Below are 15,876 nucleotides of genomic sequence, written 5' to 3'. Positions count from 1 at the left end.
GTTTGCTCACGTCGTTTCAGCGTGGGGATTTCAGAAATGCCGATGCCTTCATCGCTTTTCTGGGGCTAGACCTGCGTATATCGGACTCAGGGAAAAAGAAGGGACGCCGCTGCCTGTCTAAGCGAGGTGACCCAGAGGCCCGTCGATTGATGCATAACGCCGCGATGTCGGCGAGGCGCACAGCGGCATGGAAGGGTTTTTATGAGGCACTAAGGGCCCGGGGACTCAGCACAACCGAAGCATTAGTAGCACTGGCCCGCAAGCTTGCCCGAGTGGTATTCGCCCTGCTGAAGAATCAGAGCGAATATTTACCGAAAGGCATTTAGGGGGTAGCCCTGCACCATAGAATCTCCCACATTGATCTTTTACTCAGCCTTTGGGCAGCGCCAGGCCCTGGCCCATCTGCACGGGCGACCCGGCTACCAGGTCTTCGGCCCATTTCACCTGGCCTGGACCGAACAGCACGATGGCGGTCGAACCCAGTTTGAAACGTCCCAGTTCGGCGCCTTTTTCCAGATGGATCGGCGCGCGGGCGGCTTCGTCGTAACGGAAGGTTTTCAGCTCACGCTTGGGTGGCGTCACCAGCCCGGCCCAGACGGTCTCGATGGAGGCCACGATCATCGCGCCCACCAGCACCACGGCCATCGGCCCGCGCTCGGTGTCGAAAATGCACGCTACGCGCTCGTTGCGGGCGAACAGCTCCGGAACGTTTTCGGCGGTGGTCTGGTTGACCGAGAAAATCCGCCCGGGGATGTAGACCATCTCCCGCAGGGTGCCGGCCAATGGCATGTGCACGCGGTGGTAGTCCTTGGGGGACAGGTAGATGGTGGCGAAATCGCCGCCCATGAACGGCGCTGCGTTGGCCGCGTCACCGCCCAGCAGCTCCAGCACGCTGAAGCTATGGCCCTTGGCCTGGAACACCCGGCCGTGCTCGATCGGGCCGAGCTGGCTGACGGCGCCGTCGGCGGGGCTGAGGATAGCCCCAGGGGTCTCGTCCAGCGGCCGCGCGCCGTCTTTCAGGGCGCGAGTGAAGAAGGCGTTGAAATGCTCATACGCGGTCAGGTCTTCCACCAGGGCCTGGGACATGTCCACTTGATAGCGCTTGGCGAACCACGCGGTGAAGGCATTCTTGAACCAGCGCACGCGGCATTCGGCAATGCAGCCGGCCAACCGCGACAGCAGGTGGTGGGGCAGCAGGTATTGAGTGAGGATGAACAAACGGTTTTTCATTAACTGTCCTTAAGAACCTTCAAAGCTCGATGGGCGTGTCGGGATGGTTGCCCCATTCGCCCCAGGAACCGGCATAGCCTTTGACGCGTGGATAACCGAGCGCCTTGGCCACCAGGTAGGTGAAGCCAGAGCGGTGGTGAGTCTGGCAGTGGGTGATGATTTCTTTGTCGGGCGTGATGCCCAATCGTTCGAGGATCTGCGGCATATCCTTGCGAATGCGCAGGTTGCGCGCCGGGTCCATGCCGGCGGTCCATTCGAAATTGACCGCCCCTGGAATATGTCCGCCCCTGGCTGCGACGACTTTCTCGCCGGAGTATTCCAGCGGGCCGCGCGCATCCCAGATGGCCAGGTCGGCGGCACCGAGGCGGCTTTGCAGGTATTCGCGGGTGGCGGTAGGGGCATCGTGCAGCGTCAGCGGCACCGGGCCGGCAACCGGTGCCGGAACATCCACGGACATTGGCAGGCCTTCGTCCAGCCAGGACAGCAGGCCGCCGTCGAGGTAGTGATAGTTCGAGTGGCCGATCACGTCCAGTAGCCAGATAAAGCGCCCGGCCCAGCCGCCGCCTTCGTCGTCGTAGACCACGTAGACCGCGTCCGGGTTATGCCCAAGCTCGCCGAACAGGGTTTCCAGGTCGGTTTTGGTCGGCAACAGGCCCGGTGCCGGCGGCTGGCCGAGCTGGGTGCGTTTGGGGTCGACGAAACGTGCGCCGGGGATGTGCCCGGTGCTGTAGCGCGCGGCGCTGGTCAGGTCGACCAGAATCAGTTCGCGGGCGTCGAGGCGCGGCAGCAGTTCGCTCGGCTCGATCACCAGCGGCAAGCCAGAGAAGTCAGGCATGTGAGGTCTCCAGGGGCGCAAAGGGAAAGGATTGTAGCAAGTTCAGCGACCGCGGTTGGTAAAGGTATGCAGGGCCCGTTCGATGCATTGCACGGTTTTGCCGAAGGCTTGCACGGTGATATCCGAGAACGGCCCGCCGCCCTGGTCCACCACCACCAGCATGATCACCCGGCCATTGCAGGTCAGTGAGCGCAACAGCAGGTGCTCACCCCGGAACAGGCTGCGCAGGCCCGGCGGCAGTAGTGCCGAAAACTGCGCGTTGTTGTCCGGGTTCAGGCGAACCTGGGCCTGCTGGGCCAGTAACCGTTGCAATATTTTGCTCTGGCTGATGGTAAAGCTCATGGCCGCGGCTTCCTTGGGCAGGCCGGCGGTCTGGTGTACGCGCACGCTGGCCTGGCTGCGGTCGGCCATCAGGATCATCACTCGGCGCATGCCACAGGCCACCAGGACGTCCCGTGCCGAGGTGGTCAGGTGCATGGCGTTGCGGAAGGGGCTCGGCTCCACCAGCATGGCGGAGCATTGCTTGCGCCACTGGCTCAGGTCTTGGGCGCTGGGCGGGGCGGCGGGCAGCAAGCCGGGGTGGATGCGGCGGCTGCCCGAGGGCCAGATCAGCGCCACGGCCGGGTGCCAGAGGTCCGGCATGGCGTGATGGTGGGCGCTGTTGGCCGCTTGTTGGTGCAGCTGTTGCTGGACCTCATCCATCGACATCTGCAGATACAAACTGGTGAGGTACTGCCAGCGGGTGAGCGCGGGGCTGTCCCAGGCCTGTTGTGCGGCAAGTGCCAGGCCGTTGGCCAGCAATACGGTGTTGGCCGGCTGGTTGAGCCAGCGTCGCAGGATCGGGTCGTCGTCCAGGCGATTCTGCTGGCGCAGGGGGTGTTCGCTGTCCCGGGCGATGCGCAGGACTTTCCCCAGCTCGCGGCGTTCATTGAGCAGCAGGCGATAACCTTGCGCCACCCAGATGGGCAAACGCCAGGTTTCCACCAGCGCCAGGCAGATTTCCAGCAGGCTGACACCGAACAGTTCGCGCTCTACCTTGGGCGCGGGCTCGCCTTTATGAACGACCCGCAGTTCCCATTCCCCGAGCAAGCGTGGATGGGTCAGGGCCAGGGGCCAGAGCGGTGCCAGGAACAACAGGCTGCCCCAGTGTATGTCTTGCCACAGCCGCGCCAGGCGGCTGGCAAAAAAACCATTGGCCTGTTGCGTGGCGTGCTGGCTGATCAATTGCAACTGGCGCAAGGCGATGGGTATTTCATGCTCCGGCAACGACGGCAGGCGGGCGAGCAACTCCTCGGTACGCTTGAGGCCGAGGCGGTTGATGGCCACTTCGAGGTTTTCCGCAGGTTCTGCGAGGCTGCCATGGGTGTGATGGTTGGCCTCGCGGATGACGCTCAGGGCCAGGGCGGGGCTGTCCTGCATCAGGTCGGCAATGTCGCGCAAGGAGCGACGGCTGTCGGCGAGGGCCTTGCAGACCAGGTCGTGGCTGGCCTGGGGCACCGGCAGATGCACGCCTTCGAGCAGCTTCACCCAACCTTCGAGGGTGGTCGGTCGGGGCGTTGGAACCTTGGTTTCGTTAGTCATGGCTGGACGTGATCATCGTATGAATTCTCTACGCCCGGAACGGGGCAAATTGGCTTTTCGCCAGAACAGCCTATAGTCTGGCGCAGTTTTGCCGATAAGTAGAAGAAGAGATTTTTCAGCTTCCGAATATGACCTTGAACCCGACTTAAATAAGTACTTTCTATCTATGGCTAAAATTATCGGCATCATTGTCGTGTTCGCGAGCGTGCTCGGCGGATACGTGCTCTCCCATGGCAAGATTGCCGCCCTGATCCAACCCTTCGAGGTGTTGATTATCGGTGGCGCGGCCCTCGGTGCATTTCTGCAGGCCAACCCTGGCTATATGACGATGCACGTGCTCAAGAAATCTTTGGGCATGTTCAGTTCGCGCTTTAGCCACACCTTCTATCTCGAGGTGCTGGGGCTGATCTACGAGATCCTCAACAAGAGCCGCCGCGAAGGCATGATGGCGATCGAAGGCGACATCGAAGACGCCGCCGCCAGCCCGATTTTCGCCAAGTACCCGGCTGTGCTCAAGGACGCCCGCATGACGGCGTTCATCTGCGATTACCTGCGCATCATGTCGTCCGGCAACATGGCGCCCCATGAGCTCGAAGGCCTGTTCGATATGGAGCTGTACAGTCTCAAGGAAGACCTGGAACACCCCTCCCACGCGGTCAACGGCATCGCCGACGGCATGCCTGGCTTCGGTATCGTCGCGGCGGTATTGGGGATCGTGGTGACCATGGCGTCCCTGGGCGATGGCGACCAGAAATCCATCGGCCTGCACGTGGGTGCGGCACTGGTGGGTACCTTCTTCGGTATTTTGGCCGCGTACGGTTTCTTCGGTCCGCTGGCCCATTCCCTGGCCCATGATGCCAAGGAAGAGCTCAACGTCTATGAAGCCATCAAGGCGTCCCTGGTGGCCTCGGCCTCGGGCATGCCGCCATCGTTGGCGGTGGAGTTCGGTCGCAAGGTCCTGTACCCGGCGCACCGTCCAAGCTTCGCCGAACTGGAACAAGCGGTTCGCGGTCGCTAAGTCATGGAAAATAACCAGCCGATCATCGTCAAGCGCGTCAAGCGCATTGCCGGCGGGCACCATGGCGGTGCCTGGAAAATTGCCTTTGCCGACTTCGCCACGGCGATGATGGCGTTCTTCCTGGTGCTGTGGTTGCTGTCCACGGCGACCCCGGAGCAGAAGATCGCCATCGCCGGTTACTTCAAGGACCCGGTCGGCTTTTCCGAAAGCGGCACGCCCTACATCATCGACCTGGGCGGCTCGCCGACCCTGGCCCCGGAAAACACCCTCAACCCTGAGGTCAAGTCCCAGCCCCAGCCTGACAAGGTGACGGTGGATGCCGAGCAGGTCGAAGGCATGGCCGAACAGGTCGAGCGCGAGCGCCTGGAACTGCTGTTGCAGGAATTGCAGAACAAGGTCGAAGAGAACCCGCAACTGCAGAAGTTCAAGGACCAGATCCTGTTCGAAATCACCCCGAACGGCTTGCGCATCCAGATCATGGACGCCGAGAACCGGCCGATGTTCGACTCCGGCAGCGCGCGCCTGAAGCCGTATTTCGAGGACATCCTGCTGGCCATGGCCGACACCATCAAGGCGGTGCCGAACAAGATCAGCATCAGTGGCCATACCGATGCCAAACCCTACATCGGCAAGGGTGACTACGGTAACTGGGAGCTGTCCGCCAACCGCGCCAACGCGGCCCGTCGTGCCCTGGTGGCCGGCAGCTATCCGGACGAGCAGGTGGCGCGGGTGGTCGGTTATGCGTCTTCGGCGCTGTTCGACCGCAAAGACCCGTTCAACCCGGTCAACCGGCGTATCGATATCGTGGTATTGACCAAGAAGGCGCAGAAAGCCATCGAGGGCTCGCAAACCGACGATCCGGCGCCCGATCCGGTTCCAGGCGAGGGGGCGCCGGGTGAAGCGCCTGCTCCGACCTCCACACCTGGCGCGGCGGTCGATCCGAATGCGTTGCCGGCTGACCAGCAACCCGTACCGGCCCACGAGCTGCGCGAGCGGCTGAACCTGTTCGACGATGCCGCGCCGAAACCGGCCGCGCCGCCGGCGCAGTGACCTGAAGGTTTGTCGATGGACCTGTGGCGAGGGGATTTATCCCTGTTGGGCTGCGTAGCAGCCCCCTATGCCTACAGGGGGACGAAAGGGAGGGGGCGCTTCGCGCCCCAGCGGGGATAAATCCCCTCGCCACAACTGTGTCCGGCTTCCCTTCCTTTCAGATCAGTAACTGCTTTCCGGCAGGCTGGCGATGATCGAGCGGTAGCTGTTCATCCGTTGCTGATGCACGCGACCTTCTTCCAGGGCCTTGAGCAGGGCGCAACCGGGTTCGCGGTCGTGCTTGCAGTCGCGGAAGCGGCAGGTGCCGATCAGCTCGTTGAACTCGATGAACCCGGCTTCGACATCGGCCCGGCTGACGTGGCCCAGGCCGAATTCGCGGATACCCGGCGAGTCGATCAATTCACCGCCGCCAGGGAAGTGGAACAGCCGCGCGGTGGTGGTGGTGTGGGTGCCCTGGCCGGACAGCTCGGACAACGGCCCGACGCGCGTTTCGACTTCCGGCAGCAGGCTGTTGACCAGCGAAGACTTGCCGACGCCAGACTGGCCGACGAACACACTGATACGCCCGTCCAGTTGTTGTTGCAACTGCTCCATGCCGTTGCCGTGATGGGCCGAGACCTCCAGCACCGGGTAACCCAGATCCCGATAGACCGATAGCAGGGCGTTCAGCGCCGGGGCGTTGTGTTCGTCGATCAGGTCGAACTTGTTGAGCAGCAGCAACGGACGGATACCCGCGTGTTCGGCGGCCACCAGGTAACGGTCGATCAGGTTGGCGTGGGGCTCGGGCAACGGGGCGAACACGATGACGATCATGTCGACGTTGGCGGCCACGGGCTTGAGCTGGCCTCGGCTGTCCGGCCGGCACAGCTCGGTGTGGCGCGGCAACTGCGCGACGATCACGCCGATGCCTTGGTTGCCGGCCCGCCAGACCACCTGGTCGCCCGTCACCAGCGCCGGCAGGTTGGCCCGCAAGTGGCAGCGGAACACCTGGCCGGCCAGTTCGCCTTCCTGGGCCTCGACCTCGACCTGCACGCCGAAGTGGGCGATCACCAGGCCGGTCTGTTCAGGGCCCAGGTCGCCACCCTCCAGGGCTTCGACAGCACTGGATTCGCGTTTGGCGGCGCGGGCGGCGCGCTCGCCCTGGATCTTTTCGATGCGCCAGTTCTGACGACGATTGAGTTGGCGTTTGGCCATGGGTGTTCCGTATGAAGAAATGCAGCGAATAGGGTAAAACGGCGGCGAGTTTAGCACGCCCAAGGGCCTGCCTAAGCTAAACTGCGTGGCTACGCCGAGGAGCTTCCCTATGCAAAACCCGCAGAACCTGATCTGGATCGACTTGGAAATGACCGGTCTGAACCCTGACACCGACGTCATCATCGAAATGGCCACCATCGTCACCGACAGTGACCTCAACACCCTGGCCGAAGGCCCGGTGATCGCGATCCACCACAGCGACGAAGTCCTGGCCGGCATGGACGAGTGGAACACGCGCCAGCACGGCGGCTCGGGCCTGACCCAGCGGGTGCGCGAGAGCAAGATCAGCATGGCCGAGGCCGAGGCCCAGACCCTCGCTTTCCTGGAACAGTGGGTGCCCAAGGGCAAGTCGCCGATCTGCGGCAACAGCATCTGCCAGGATCGTCGCTTCCTTTATACCCACATGAAATCCCTGGAAAGCTACTTCCACTACCGCAACCTTGACGTCTCCACCCTCAAGGAGCTGGCCGCCCGCTGGGCACCAGAAGTGCGCGACAGTTTCCAGAAGGGCAGCACCCACCTGGCCCTGGACGACATCCGCGAGTCCATTGCCGAGTTGCAGCATTACCGCAAGCATTTCATCAAGTTCTAACCGGCACCCCGGTGATGGGCGGGATTGCTTGTGTGGCGAGGGAGCTTGCTCCCGCTGGCCTGCGAAGCAGGCCCCGACAGTCCTTCAGGTAGACCGCATTGTCCGGTTTGCGACTGCTGCGCAGCCGAGCGGGAGCAAGCTCCCTCGCCACAGGGGGCTGGTGTTTAGGCAGGGATCGTTGTCTTGCCCTCTTTTGGTGCCTGTCCAAACTGGCTAGACTGCGCGCCTTCCTGCAAGGACCGCCATCATGTTGCTGATGCTTTATCTGATCGCCATCACCGCCGAAGCCATGACCGGCGCCTTGTCTGCCGGGCGGCGGGGCATGGACTGGTTCGGCGTGGTGCTGATCGCCTGTGTCACGGCGTTGGGTGGCGGCTCGGTGCGCGACGTGCTGCTCGGTCATTACCCGCTCACCTGGGTCAAGCACCCGGAGTACCTGGTGCTGACCACCGCGGCGGCGATGCTGACGGTGTTCCTGGCGCGCTGGATGCGTCATTTACGTTCGCTGTTTCTGGTGCTCGACGCCGTAGGTCTGGTGGCGTTCACCCTGATCGGCTGCATGACGGCCCTGGAAATGGGCCATGGCATGCTGGTGGCATCGGTCAGTGGGGTGATCACCGGAGTGTTCGGTGGCATCCTGCGGGACATCTTCTGCAACGATATTCCGCTGATCTTCCGTCGCGAACTCTACGCCAGCGTCTCGTTTGCCGCGGCGTGGTGTTATCTGGTGTGTGTCTTCCTGCAACTGCCGAACGAGCAGGCGATCCTCATCACCTTGTTCGGCGGTTTCCTGCTGCGGCTCCTGGCGATTCGCTTTCACTGGGAAATGCCGAAGTTCGTCTACAACGACGAGGTCTGACGCTCGGCATGTTGGCGCAACGCCCACGCTACGTGCTCGCGCACCAACTCTGACGGATAGTCGCGTCGCGCCTCCAGCGCTTGCAGCACGGGAATGGTTGACGGCGCATTGCCCAGGCCCACCGCCAGGTTACGCAGCCAGCGCTCGTAACCGGCACGGCGCAACGGTGAGCCTTCGGTGCTGCTGAGGAATTTCTCTTCGTCCCACATGAACAGCTCGGCCAGCCCGGCATTGTCCAGGTTGTGCCGCGGCTTGAAGTCGCTTTCCCCGGATGGTCGGGCAAAGCGGTTCCACGGGCAGACGATCTGGCAGTCGTCACAGCCGAACACCCGATTGCCGATCAGTGGCCGCAGCTCTTCAGGAATGGCGCTTTTCAGCTCGATGGTCAGGTAGGAAATACAACGGCGAGCATCGAGCACGTAGGGGCCGACGAAGGCATTCGTAGGACAGATGTCCAGGCATGCGGTGCATTTTCCGCAATGCTCAGTGCCGTGGGGCGGGTCGATGGGCAGCGGCAGGTCGACAAACAGCTCGCTCAGGAAGAAATAGCTGCCGGCCTTGCGGTTCAACACCAGGGTGTTTTTACCGATCCAGCCCAGGCCGGCCTGTTCGGCGATGGCTTTTTCCAGCACCGGTGCGCTGTCGACAAAGGCGCGGTAGCCAAAGGGGCCGATGACCGCCTGAATTTTTTCCGCCAATTGCTGCACGCGTTTACGGATCAATTTGTGGTAATCGCGGCCCAACGCATAACGCGAGACGTAGGCTTTTTCCGGTTGGCCGAGCAATTGCGCCATTTGCGTATCGCCCGGCAAGTAATCCATGCGCAGGGAAACCACCCGCAGCGTGCCCGGCACCAGTTCCTCGGGGTGCGAGCGTTTGCTGCCATGGGCGCCCATATAGTCCATTTCGCCGTGGTAACCGGCTTCGAGCCAGCGTTGCAGGTGTTGTTCATGCTCGGCCAGGTCCAGGCCGCTGATGCCGACCTGCTGGAAACCCAGCTCGCGGCCCCATTCCTTGATGGATTGGGCGAGGGCGAGGAAGTCTGTGGGAATGGCAGGCATGAGGCGAGAGAAACCGGAGCTGAGATGCGTATAATTCTGCCAGACATCGGAGCCCGAAGACGCATGCCGCACACTAAAGATGATTTTCCCGACGCGCTGTACAGCGCCGCGCAGGTCCGGGCCCTCGATGCTCAACTGATCGCGGCAGGCACCGCCGGTTTCGAATTGATGCAGCGCGCTGCCCGCGCCACCTGGCGAGCGATCGTCCGACGCTGGCCTGACGCCCGCGAGCTGACCGTGCTGGCCGGCCATGGCAACAATGCCGGCGATGGCTACCTGGTCGCGACCCTGGCCCGGCGCGCCGGCTGGTCGGTACGGGTACTGACGGTGGGCGAGCCCCGGCGATTGCAGGGGGACGCCGCCAATGCCCATGCCGAGGCCGTGGCGGTGGGCGTGCCGATGGAGCCGTGGTCGGATGAGGCCGAGTTGCGCGGCGTGCTATTGGACGCGCTGCTCGGCACCGGCCTGAATGGCGATGTGCGCGAGCCTTATGTGCAGGCCATCGATACGATCAATGTCAGCGGCCTGCCGGTCGCGGCGGTGGATATCCCTTCGGGGTTGTGCGCCGACACCGGCCGGGTGCTGGGCACGGCGGTGGCGGCCGACCTGACCGTGACCTTCATTGGTTTGAAACTGGGGTTGTTCACCGGCGAAGCGGCGGACCGGGTCGGTGAGCTGGTGTTCAATGACCTGCACGCCGACCCGGATATCGTTGAAACGGCACCGGCCTGTGCCCGATTGCTCCTGCCCCACAATCTGCCTCGTCTGACACCTCGTGCCGCCACTTCCCACAAAGGCAAGTTCGGTCATGTGTTGTTGATTGGCGGCGACCGCGGCTTCGGCGGCGCTATCCAGATGAGTGCCGAAAGCGCCCTGCGCTGTGGGGCGGGCATGGTTTCGCTGGCGACCCGCAGTGAGCATGTGTCCGCCGCGCTGATGCGTTTACCGGAAGTGATGGTGCAGGGCACCCATTCGGCGAACCAATTGATGGGCTTGCTCCAGCAGGCCAGCGTGCTGGTGGTCGGGCCGGGCCTGGGCCAGGCTGCCTGGGGGCGCAGCCTGTTGTCGGCGGCGGCCAATGCGCCACTGCCGCAAGTATGGGATGCCGATGCACTGAACCTGCTGAGCAGCGGTGATGTCCGTTTGCCTGAGCAGTGCGTCATCACCCCGCACCCGGGCGAGGCGGCGCGCCTGTTGGAGATATCCACCGCCCAGGTGCAGGCCGATCGCCCGGCGGCGGCCCATGCCTTGAGCCGGAAATACAGCGCAACGGTGATCCTCAAGGGCGCCGGCAGCCTGATCGCCAGCCCGGACGGTCGCCTGGCGGTTTGCAGCCAGGGCCATCCGGCCATGGCCACCGCCGGTCTGGGGGATGTGCTGGCGGGTGTGGTCGGGGCCTTGCTGGCCCAGGGCATGGAAGGCTTCGAGGCCGCGTGCCTGGCGGTCTGGCTGCACGCCAGTGCCGGTGCCCAGGTCGGTCGCTCGGGCCGGGGATTGGCGGCGACCGATCTGATCCCGGCCATTCGTCAGTTGTTGGAGGAGCATTCACCGTGTCTGAAGTAACCCTGTACGTGGCGGACGAACAAGCCATGACACAATTTGGCGCCCGCATCGCGCAGATCACCGCCGGCCACGGCCTGATTTTTCTCGAAGGCGACCTCGGCGCGGGGAAAACCACCTTGTCCCGTGGCATCATTCGCGGCCTCGGGCACGTCGGTTCAGTCAAGAGCCCGACATTCACCCTGGTCGAGCCCTATGAGATCGGCGACGTTCGCGCCTTCCATTTCGACCTGTATCGACTGGTGGATCCCGAGGAGCTGGAATTCCTCGGCATCCGCGATTATTTCGAAGATGACGCCTTGTGCCTGATCGAATGGCCCCAGAAGGGTGCAGGCTTTTTGCCAAAGCCCGACCTGACCATTACCATTGGCGCGCAGAACGGCGGGCGTTCGCTGAAACTGACGCCGCAAGGCTCCCGTGGTGAGTCGTGGTGTGCCGCTTTGGCATTGGAAAACTAATTGATGATGGGGTTTGGTATGCGCTTTCGCGCGGTGGTTGCTGTCGTAGGACTGTTGCTTACGGCACTGGCCGTCGATGCTGTGGCCGAGACAAAGGTCAACAGCGTTCGCCTCTGGCGGGCGCCGGACAACACACGGCTGGTGTTTGACCTGACGGGGCCGGTGCAGCACAGCGTATTCACCCTGACCGCCCCGGATCGCCTGGTGATCGACATCAACGGCGCGACCCTGGGGGCGCCACTGAATGTCGCTACCGCCAACACGCCGATCACCGCGATGCGCTCGGCCCAGCGTACGCCGACCGACCTGCGGGTGGTCATCGACCTGAAAAAAGCCGTGACCCCGAAAAGCTTCACCCTGGCCCCCAATGCCCAGTACGGCAACCGGCTGGTGGTGGACCTGTTCGACAACCCGGCCGATGCCGAGCCACCGCCACCGCCGCCAACCAATGTGGCCACGGTGCCGGCAGTGCCGGTGACCCCGACCGAGCCTGCGCTCAAACTGCCACCGGCCCCGGCCGGCAAGCGCGACATCATCGTCGTGATCGACGCCGGCCATGGTGGCGAAGATCCGGGTGCCTCGGGCTCGCGCGGGCAACGTGAAAAAGACGTGGTGCTGTCCATCGCCCGGGAACTGCAGCGCCAGGTCAACGGCATGAAAGGCTTCCGCGCCGAACTGACCCGCACCGGCGACTATTTCATTCCCTTGCGCGGACGCACCGAAATCGCCCGCAAGAAAGGCGCCGACCTGTTCGTCTCCATTCACGCCGACGCCGCACCTTCGGCGGCAGCGTTCGGGGCCTCGGTGTTTGCCCTGTCCGACCGTGGCGCGACGTCCGAGACCGCCCGTTGGCTGGCCGACACTGAAAACCGCTCCGACCTGATCGGCGGTGCCGGCAACGTCAGCCTCGACGACAAGGACCGGATGCTCGCCGGTGTCTTGCTCGACTTGTCGATGACCGCTTCGTTGACCTCCAGCCTGAACGTCGGCCAGAAGGTCTTGAGCAACATCGGTCGCGTCACGCCGCTGCACAAGCAGCGCGTCGAACAGGCCGGGTTCATGGTGCTCAAGTCGCCGGACATCCCGTCGATCCTGGTGGAAACCGGGTTCATTTCCAACGCCAACGAAGCCTCGAAACTGTCGACGTCGAGCCATCAGCAGGCCCTGGCCCGCTCCATCAGCAGCGGCGTACGGCAGTTCTTCCAGCAGAACCCACCGCCGGGCACCTACATCGCCTGGCTGCGGGACTCCGGCAAGATCGCCCAGGGGCCACGGGATCACCGCGTCAATCCGGGCGAAACCCTGGCGATGATTGCCGTGCGCTACCAGGTGTCGCCCGCCACCTTGCGCAGCGCCAACAATCTCAAGAGCGATGAGCTCAAGATTGGCCAGACCCTCACCATTCCGGGCAATGAAGTGGCGGCCAAGCAATGAGTGACGAAGTGATTGGCAACACCGCCCGCATCGAGCTGCTCAGCCCTCGGTTGGCGAACCAGATCGCCGCCGGTGAAGTGGTCGAGCGTCCGGCGTCGGTCATCAAGGAACTGCTGGAAAACAGTCTGGACTCCGGGGCCCGGCGCATCGATGTGGATGTCGAGCAGGGCGGCGTCAAGCTGCTGCGGGTGCGCGATGACGGTGGCGGGATTCCCTCTGACGACCTGCCGCTGGCCCTGGCGCGTCATGCCACCAGCAAGATCCGCGACCTGGAAGACCTCGAACGGGTCATGAGCCTGGGCTTCCGGGGCGAGGCGCTGGCGTCAATCAGTTCGGTGTCGCGCCTGACCCTCACCTCCCGCACCCGCGATGCCGAGCAGGCCTGGCAGGTCGAGACCGAAGGCCGCGACATGGCCTCTCGCGTCCAGCCCGCGGCCCATCCGGTGGGCACCTCGGTGGAAGTGCGCGACTTGTTCTTCAACACCCCGGCCCGACGCAAGTTTCTCAAGGCCGAGAAGACTGAATTCGATCACCTGCAAGAAGTCATCAAGCGCCTGGCCCTGGCGCGTTTTGACGTGGCGTTCCATTTACGCCACAACGGCAAGACCATCCTCAGCCTGCACGAGGCCCACGACGATGCCGCCCGCGCCCGGCGCGTGGGCGCGGTGTGCGGTGCGGGGTTCCTGGAACAGGCCTTGCCCATCGAGGTGGAGCGCAACGGCCTGCACCTGTGGGGGTGGGTCGGCTTGCCAACGTTCTCCCGCAGCCAGGCGGACTTGCAGTACTTCTATGTGAACGGCCGGGCGGTGCGCGACAAGCTGGTGGCCCACGCGGTGCGCCAGGCCTATCGCGATGTGCTGTTCAATGGCCGGCATCCGACTTTCGTGCTGTTTTTCGAGGTCGATCCGGCGGTGGTGGACGTCAACGTGCACCCGACCAAGCATGAGGTGCGTTTCCGTGACGGGCGCATGGTCCACGATTTCCTCTACGGCACCTTGCACCGCGCCTTGGGCGATGTGCGGCCGGAAGACCAACTGGCGGCCCCGGCAGCGGTGGCCGGCATGGTCCGGCCAACGGGCCTGGAAGCCGGCGAATTCGGACCCCAGGGCGAGATGCGCCTGGCGGCCAATGCCTTGCTGGAGCAACCCCAGCCGCAGCCGAGCTACAACACGGCCGGTAGCGGTGCTGGCAGCGGCTATCAGTATCAATACACCCCGCGCCCGCAATCCAACGTGCCGGCCGCCGAGGCCCAGGCGGCGTATCGCGAGTTCTTCAAGCCCTTGCCGGAAGCCGGTGCGGCGGCGCTGCCCGACGGCCAGGGCGATATCCCGCCGCTGGGCTATGCCCTGGCGCAACTCAAAGGCATTTATATCCTCTCGGAAAATGCCCAGGGCCTGGTGCTGGTGGACATGCATGCCGCCCATGAGCGGATCATGTACGAACGGCTGAAAATCGCCATGGCCAGCGAAGGCCTGAGCGGCCAGCCGCTGTTGGTGCCCGAGTCCCTGGCCGTCAGCCAACGCGAAGCCGATTGCGCCGAAGAGCATGTGGCCTGGTTCCAGCGCCTGGGCTTCGAATTGCAGCGCCTGGGCCCGGAAACCCTGGCGATCCGCCAGATCCCGGCCTTGTTGAAGCAGGCCGAGGCCAATCGCCTGGTCAGCGACGTGCTGGCGGACCTGATGGAATACGGCACCAGCGACCGGATCCAGGCGCACCTGAACGAACTGCTCGGCACCATGGCCTGCCACGGCGCGATCCGCGCCAACCGGCGCCTGGCCCTGCCGGAAATGAACGGCCTGCTGCGGGACATGGAAAACACCGAACGCAGCGGTCAATGCAACCATGGCCGGCCGACCTGGACCCAACTGGGCCTGGACGACCTGGACAAACTGTTCCTGCGCGGTCGTTGATGAGCCCGTTGCCACCCGCGATTTTCCTGATGGGGCCGACCGCCGCCGGCAAGACCGACCTGGCCATCGAATTGACCAAGGTCCTGCCCTGCGAGTTGATCAGTGTCGATTCAGCCCTGGTCTATCGGGGCATGGACATCGGCACCGCCAAGCCGTCAAAAGAACTGCTGGCCGAATTTCCCCACCGCCTGATCGACATCCTGGACCCGGCCGAGGCTTATTCGGCGGCCGATTTCCGGCGTGACGCGCTCCAGGCCATGGCCGAAATCACCGCGCGGGGCAAGATCCCGCTGCTGGTGGGCGGAACGATGCTGTATTACAAGGCCTTGGTCGACGGGCTGGCGGACATGCCGGCGGCCGATCCCGAGGTGCGCGCGCAGATCGAAGAAGAGGCCGCGCGCCTGGGCTGGCAGGCCCTGCACGAGCAACTGGCGGTCATCGATCCGGAGTCGGCGGCGCGTATTCACCCCAATGACCCGCAGCGGCTCAGTCGGGCCCTGGAGGTTTATCGGGTCAGCGGCCAGAGCATGACCGCCCTGCGCCAGCGACAATCTGCGCAAAGTACTGAAGCAGCCGCTTCGGGACTGCAACAATTGCCCTATACTGTCGCGAATCTGGCCATCGCTCCGGCGAACCGGCAAGTGCTCCATCGGCGAATTGAACAAAGATTCACACTAATGTTGGAACAGGGGTTCATAGACGAGGTCGTAGCCCTGCGTGCGCGAAGTGACCTGCATGCCGGGTTGCCGTCTATACGTGCGGTAGGTTATCGACAAGTCTGGGATTACCTGGACGGCAAGCTGACGTCAGCCGAGATGCGGGAGCGTGGGATCATTGCCACGCGCCAATTGGCGAAACGCCAGTTCACCTGGCTGCGCAGCTGGACTGACCTGCATTGGCTCGACAGTCTCGATTGCGACAATCTGCCACGCGCCTTGAAATACCTCGGGACCATCTCCATATTGAGCTGAGTCCTTGCAATTGCCGTCTATCCTTGGGGGTGTGACGGCCCAAGCCATCTGATTCCGATTTTT

At 63.6% G+C, this 15,876-nt stretch carries 15 protein-coding genes; 10 read left to right on the top strand and 5 right to left on the bottom strand.

Going from position 1 to position 15,876, the window contains the following annotated elements; genetic code table 11:
- The coding region (locus BLO80_RS17785) for a transposase (RefSeq protein ID WP_139197010.1) at positions 1–326 on the top strand (326 nt) is incomplete at its 5' end.
- A 43-nt stretch (positions 327–369) separates the two neighbouring features.
- Here BLO80_RS17785 and asd read toward each other — a convergent pair.
- From asd to BLO80_RS17770, 3 genes are read right to left on the bottom strand one after another with little or no spacing between them, the layout of a single operon-like run.
- Positions 370–1,230, bottom strand: coding sequence for an archaetidylserine decarboxylase (gene asd, locus BLO80_RS17780; RefSeq protein ID WP_060739434.1), 861 nt, complete (start codon positions 1,228–1,230; stop codon positions 370–372).
- Between the two features lie 19 nt (positions 1,231–1,249).
- Positions 1,250–2,065, bottom strand: coding sequence for a rhodanese-like domain-containing protein (locus BLO80_RS17775; protein WP_092333244.1), 816 nt, complete (start codon positions 2,063–2,065; stop codon positions 1,250–1,252).
- Between the two features lie 42 nt (positions 2,066–2,107).
- Positions 2,108–3,646 (bottom strand): HDOD domain-containing protein, encoded by a 1,539-nt coding sequence (locus tag BLO80_RS17770; RefSeq protein ID WP_092333242.1) that lies wholly within the window; start codon positions 3,644–3,646, stop codon positions 2,108–2,110.
- A gap of 166 nt (positions 3,647–3,812) precedes the next feature.
- Between BLO80_RS17770 and motA the strand changes: the two genes are divergently transcribed.
- Together motA and motB are read left to right on the top strand one after the other, a co-directional pair.
- The gene (motA, locus tag BLO80_RS17765) at positions 3,813–4,664 is read left to right on the top strand and encodes a flagellar motor stator protein MotA (protein WP_058546517.1); all 852 of its coding nucleotides are present in this window, start codon (positions 3,813–3,815) and stop codon (positions 4,662–4,664) included.
- Positions 4,665–4,667: 3 nt separating this feature from the next.
- Positions 4,668–5,714 carry a flagellar motor protein MotB gene (motB, locus tag BLO80_RS17760; protein ID WP_092333240.1) on the top strand — a complete coding sequence of 349 codons (1,047 nt, stop codon included), beginning with the start codon at positions 4,668–4,670 and terminating at the stop codon, positions 5,712–5,714.
- Between the two features lie 162 nt (positions 5,715–5,876).
- Here motB and rsgA read toward each other — a convergent pair whose 3' ends face one another.
- Positions 5,877–6,908, bottom strand: a complete 1,032-nt coding sequence (gene rsgA / locus BLO80_RS17755) for a small ribosomal subunit biogenesis GTPase RsgA (RefSeq protein ID WP_072407102.1) — start codon at positions 6,906–6,908, stop codon at positions 5,877–5,879.
- Positions 6,909–7,017: 109 nt separating this feature from the next.
- Between rsgA and orn the strand changes: the two genes are divergently transcribed.
- Both orn and BLO80_RS17745 read left to right on the top strand, forming a co-directional pair.
- A complete protein-coding gene (orn, locus tag BLO80_RS17750; RefSeq protein WP_060739428.1) occupies positions 7,018–7,560 on the top strand; it encodes an oligoribonuclease in 543 nt (180 codons plus the stop codon).
- A 244-nt stretch (positions 7,561–7,804) separates the two neighbouring features.
- Positions 7,805–8,419 carry a trimeric intracellular cation channel family protein gene (locus BLO80_RS17745; protein WP_175459517.1) on the top strand — a complete coding sequence of 205 codons (615 nt, stop codon included), beginning with the start codon at positions 7,805–7,807 and terminating at the stop codon, positions 8,417–8,419.
- Here BLO80_RS17745 and queG read toward each other — a convergent pair.
- Positions 8,401–9,480 (bottom strand): tRNA epoxyqueuosine(34) reductase QueG, encoded by a 1,080-nt coding sequence (queG, locus tag BLO80_RS17740; RefSeq protein ID WP_092333236.1) that lies wholly within the window; start codon positions 9,478–9,480, stop codon positions 8,401–8,403. The two genes, BLO80_RS17745 and queG, sit on opposite strands and share 19 nt — an antisense overlap.
- 63 nt (positions 9,481–9,543) lie before the next feature.
- On the opposite strand from queG, the gene BLO80_RS17735 reads away from it, so the two are divergent.
- The 5 genes from BLO80_RS17735 to miaA are packed head-to-tail and all read left to right on the top strand — an operon-like array spanning position 9,544 to position 15,813.
- Complete coding sequence (locus tag BLO80_RS17735; RefSeq protein ID WP_092333234.1) at positions 9,544–11,043, top strand: NAD(P)H-hydrate dehydratase; 1,500 nt, start codon at positions 9,544–9,546, stop codon at positions 11,041–11,043.
- Positions 11,031–11,498 carry a tRNA (adenosine(37)-N6)-threonylcarbamoyltransferase complex ATPase subunit type 1 TsaE gene (gene tsaE / locus BLO80_RS17730; protein ID WP_092333232.1) on the top strand — a complete coding sequence of 156 codons (468 nt, stop codon included), beginning with the start codon at positions 11,031–11,033 and terminating at the stop codon, positions 11,496–11,498. The genes BLO80_RS17735 and tsaE overlap by 13 nt, the downstream gene beginning before the upstream one ends.
- 3 nt (positions 11,499–11,501) lie before the next feature.
- Positions 11,502–12,932, top strand: a complete 1,431-nt coding sequence (locus BLO80_RS17725; protein ID WP_092176170.1) for an N-acetylmuramoyl-L-alanine amidase — start codon at positions 11,502–11,504, stop codon at positions 12,930–12,932.
- A complete protein-coding gene (gene mutL / locus BLO80_RS17720; RefSeq protein WP_092333230.1) occupies positions 12,929–14,842 on the top strand; it encodes a DNA mismatch repair endonuclease MutL in 1,914 nt (637 codons plus the stop codon). The genes BLO80_RS17725 and mutL overlap by 4 nt, the downstream gene beginning before the upstream one ends.
- Positions 14,842–15,813, top strand: a complete 972-nt coding sequence (miaA, locus tag BLO80_RS17715; RefSeq protein WP_092333228.1) for a tRNA (adenosine(37)-N6)-dimethylallyltransferase MiaA — start codon at positions 14,842–14,844, stop codon at positions 15,811–15,813. The genes mutL and miaA overlap by 1 nt, the downstream gene beginning before the upstream one ends.
- Positions 15,814–15,876 lie beyond the last annotated feature (63 nt).

It is taken from the genome of Pseudomonas sp. NFACC56-3, from assembly GCF_900100025.1.
Lineage (GTDB): Bacteria > Pseudomonadota > Gammaproteobacteria > Pseudomonadales > Pseudomonadaceae > Aquipseudomonas > Aquipseudomonas fluorescens_AA.
Note: the sequence above shows the minus strand (reverse complement) of the source record. Positions and strands in the feature narration are given on the sequence as shown.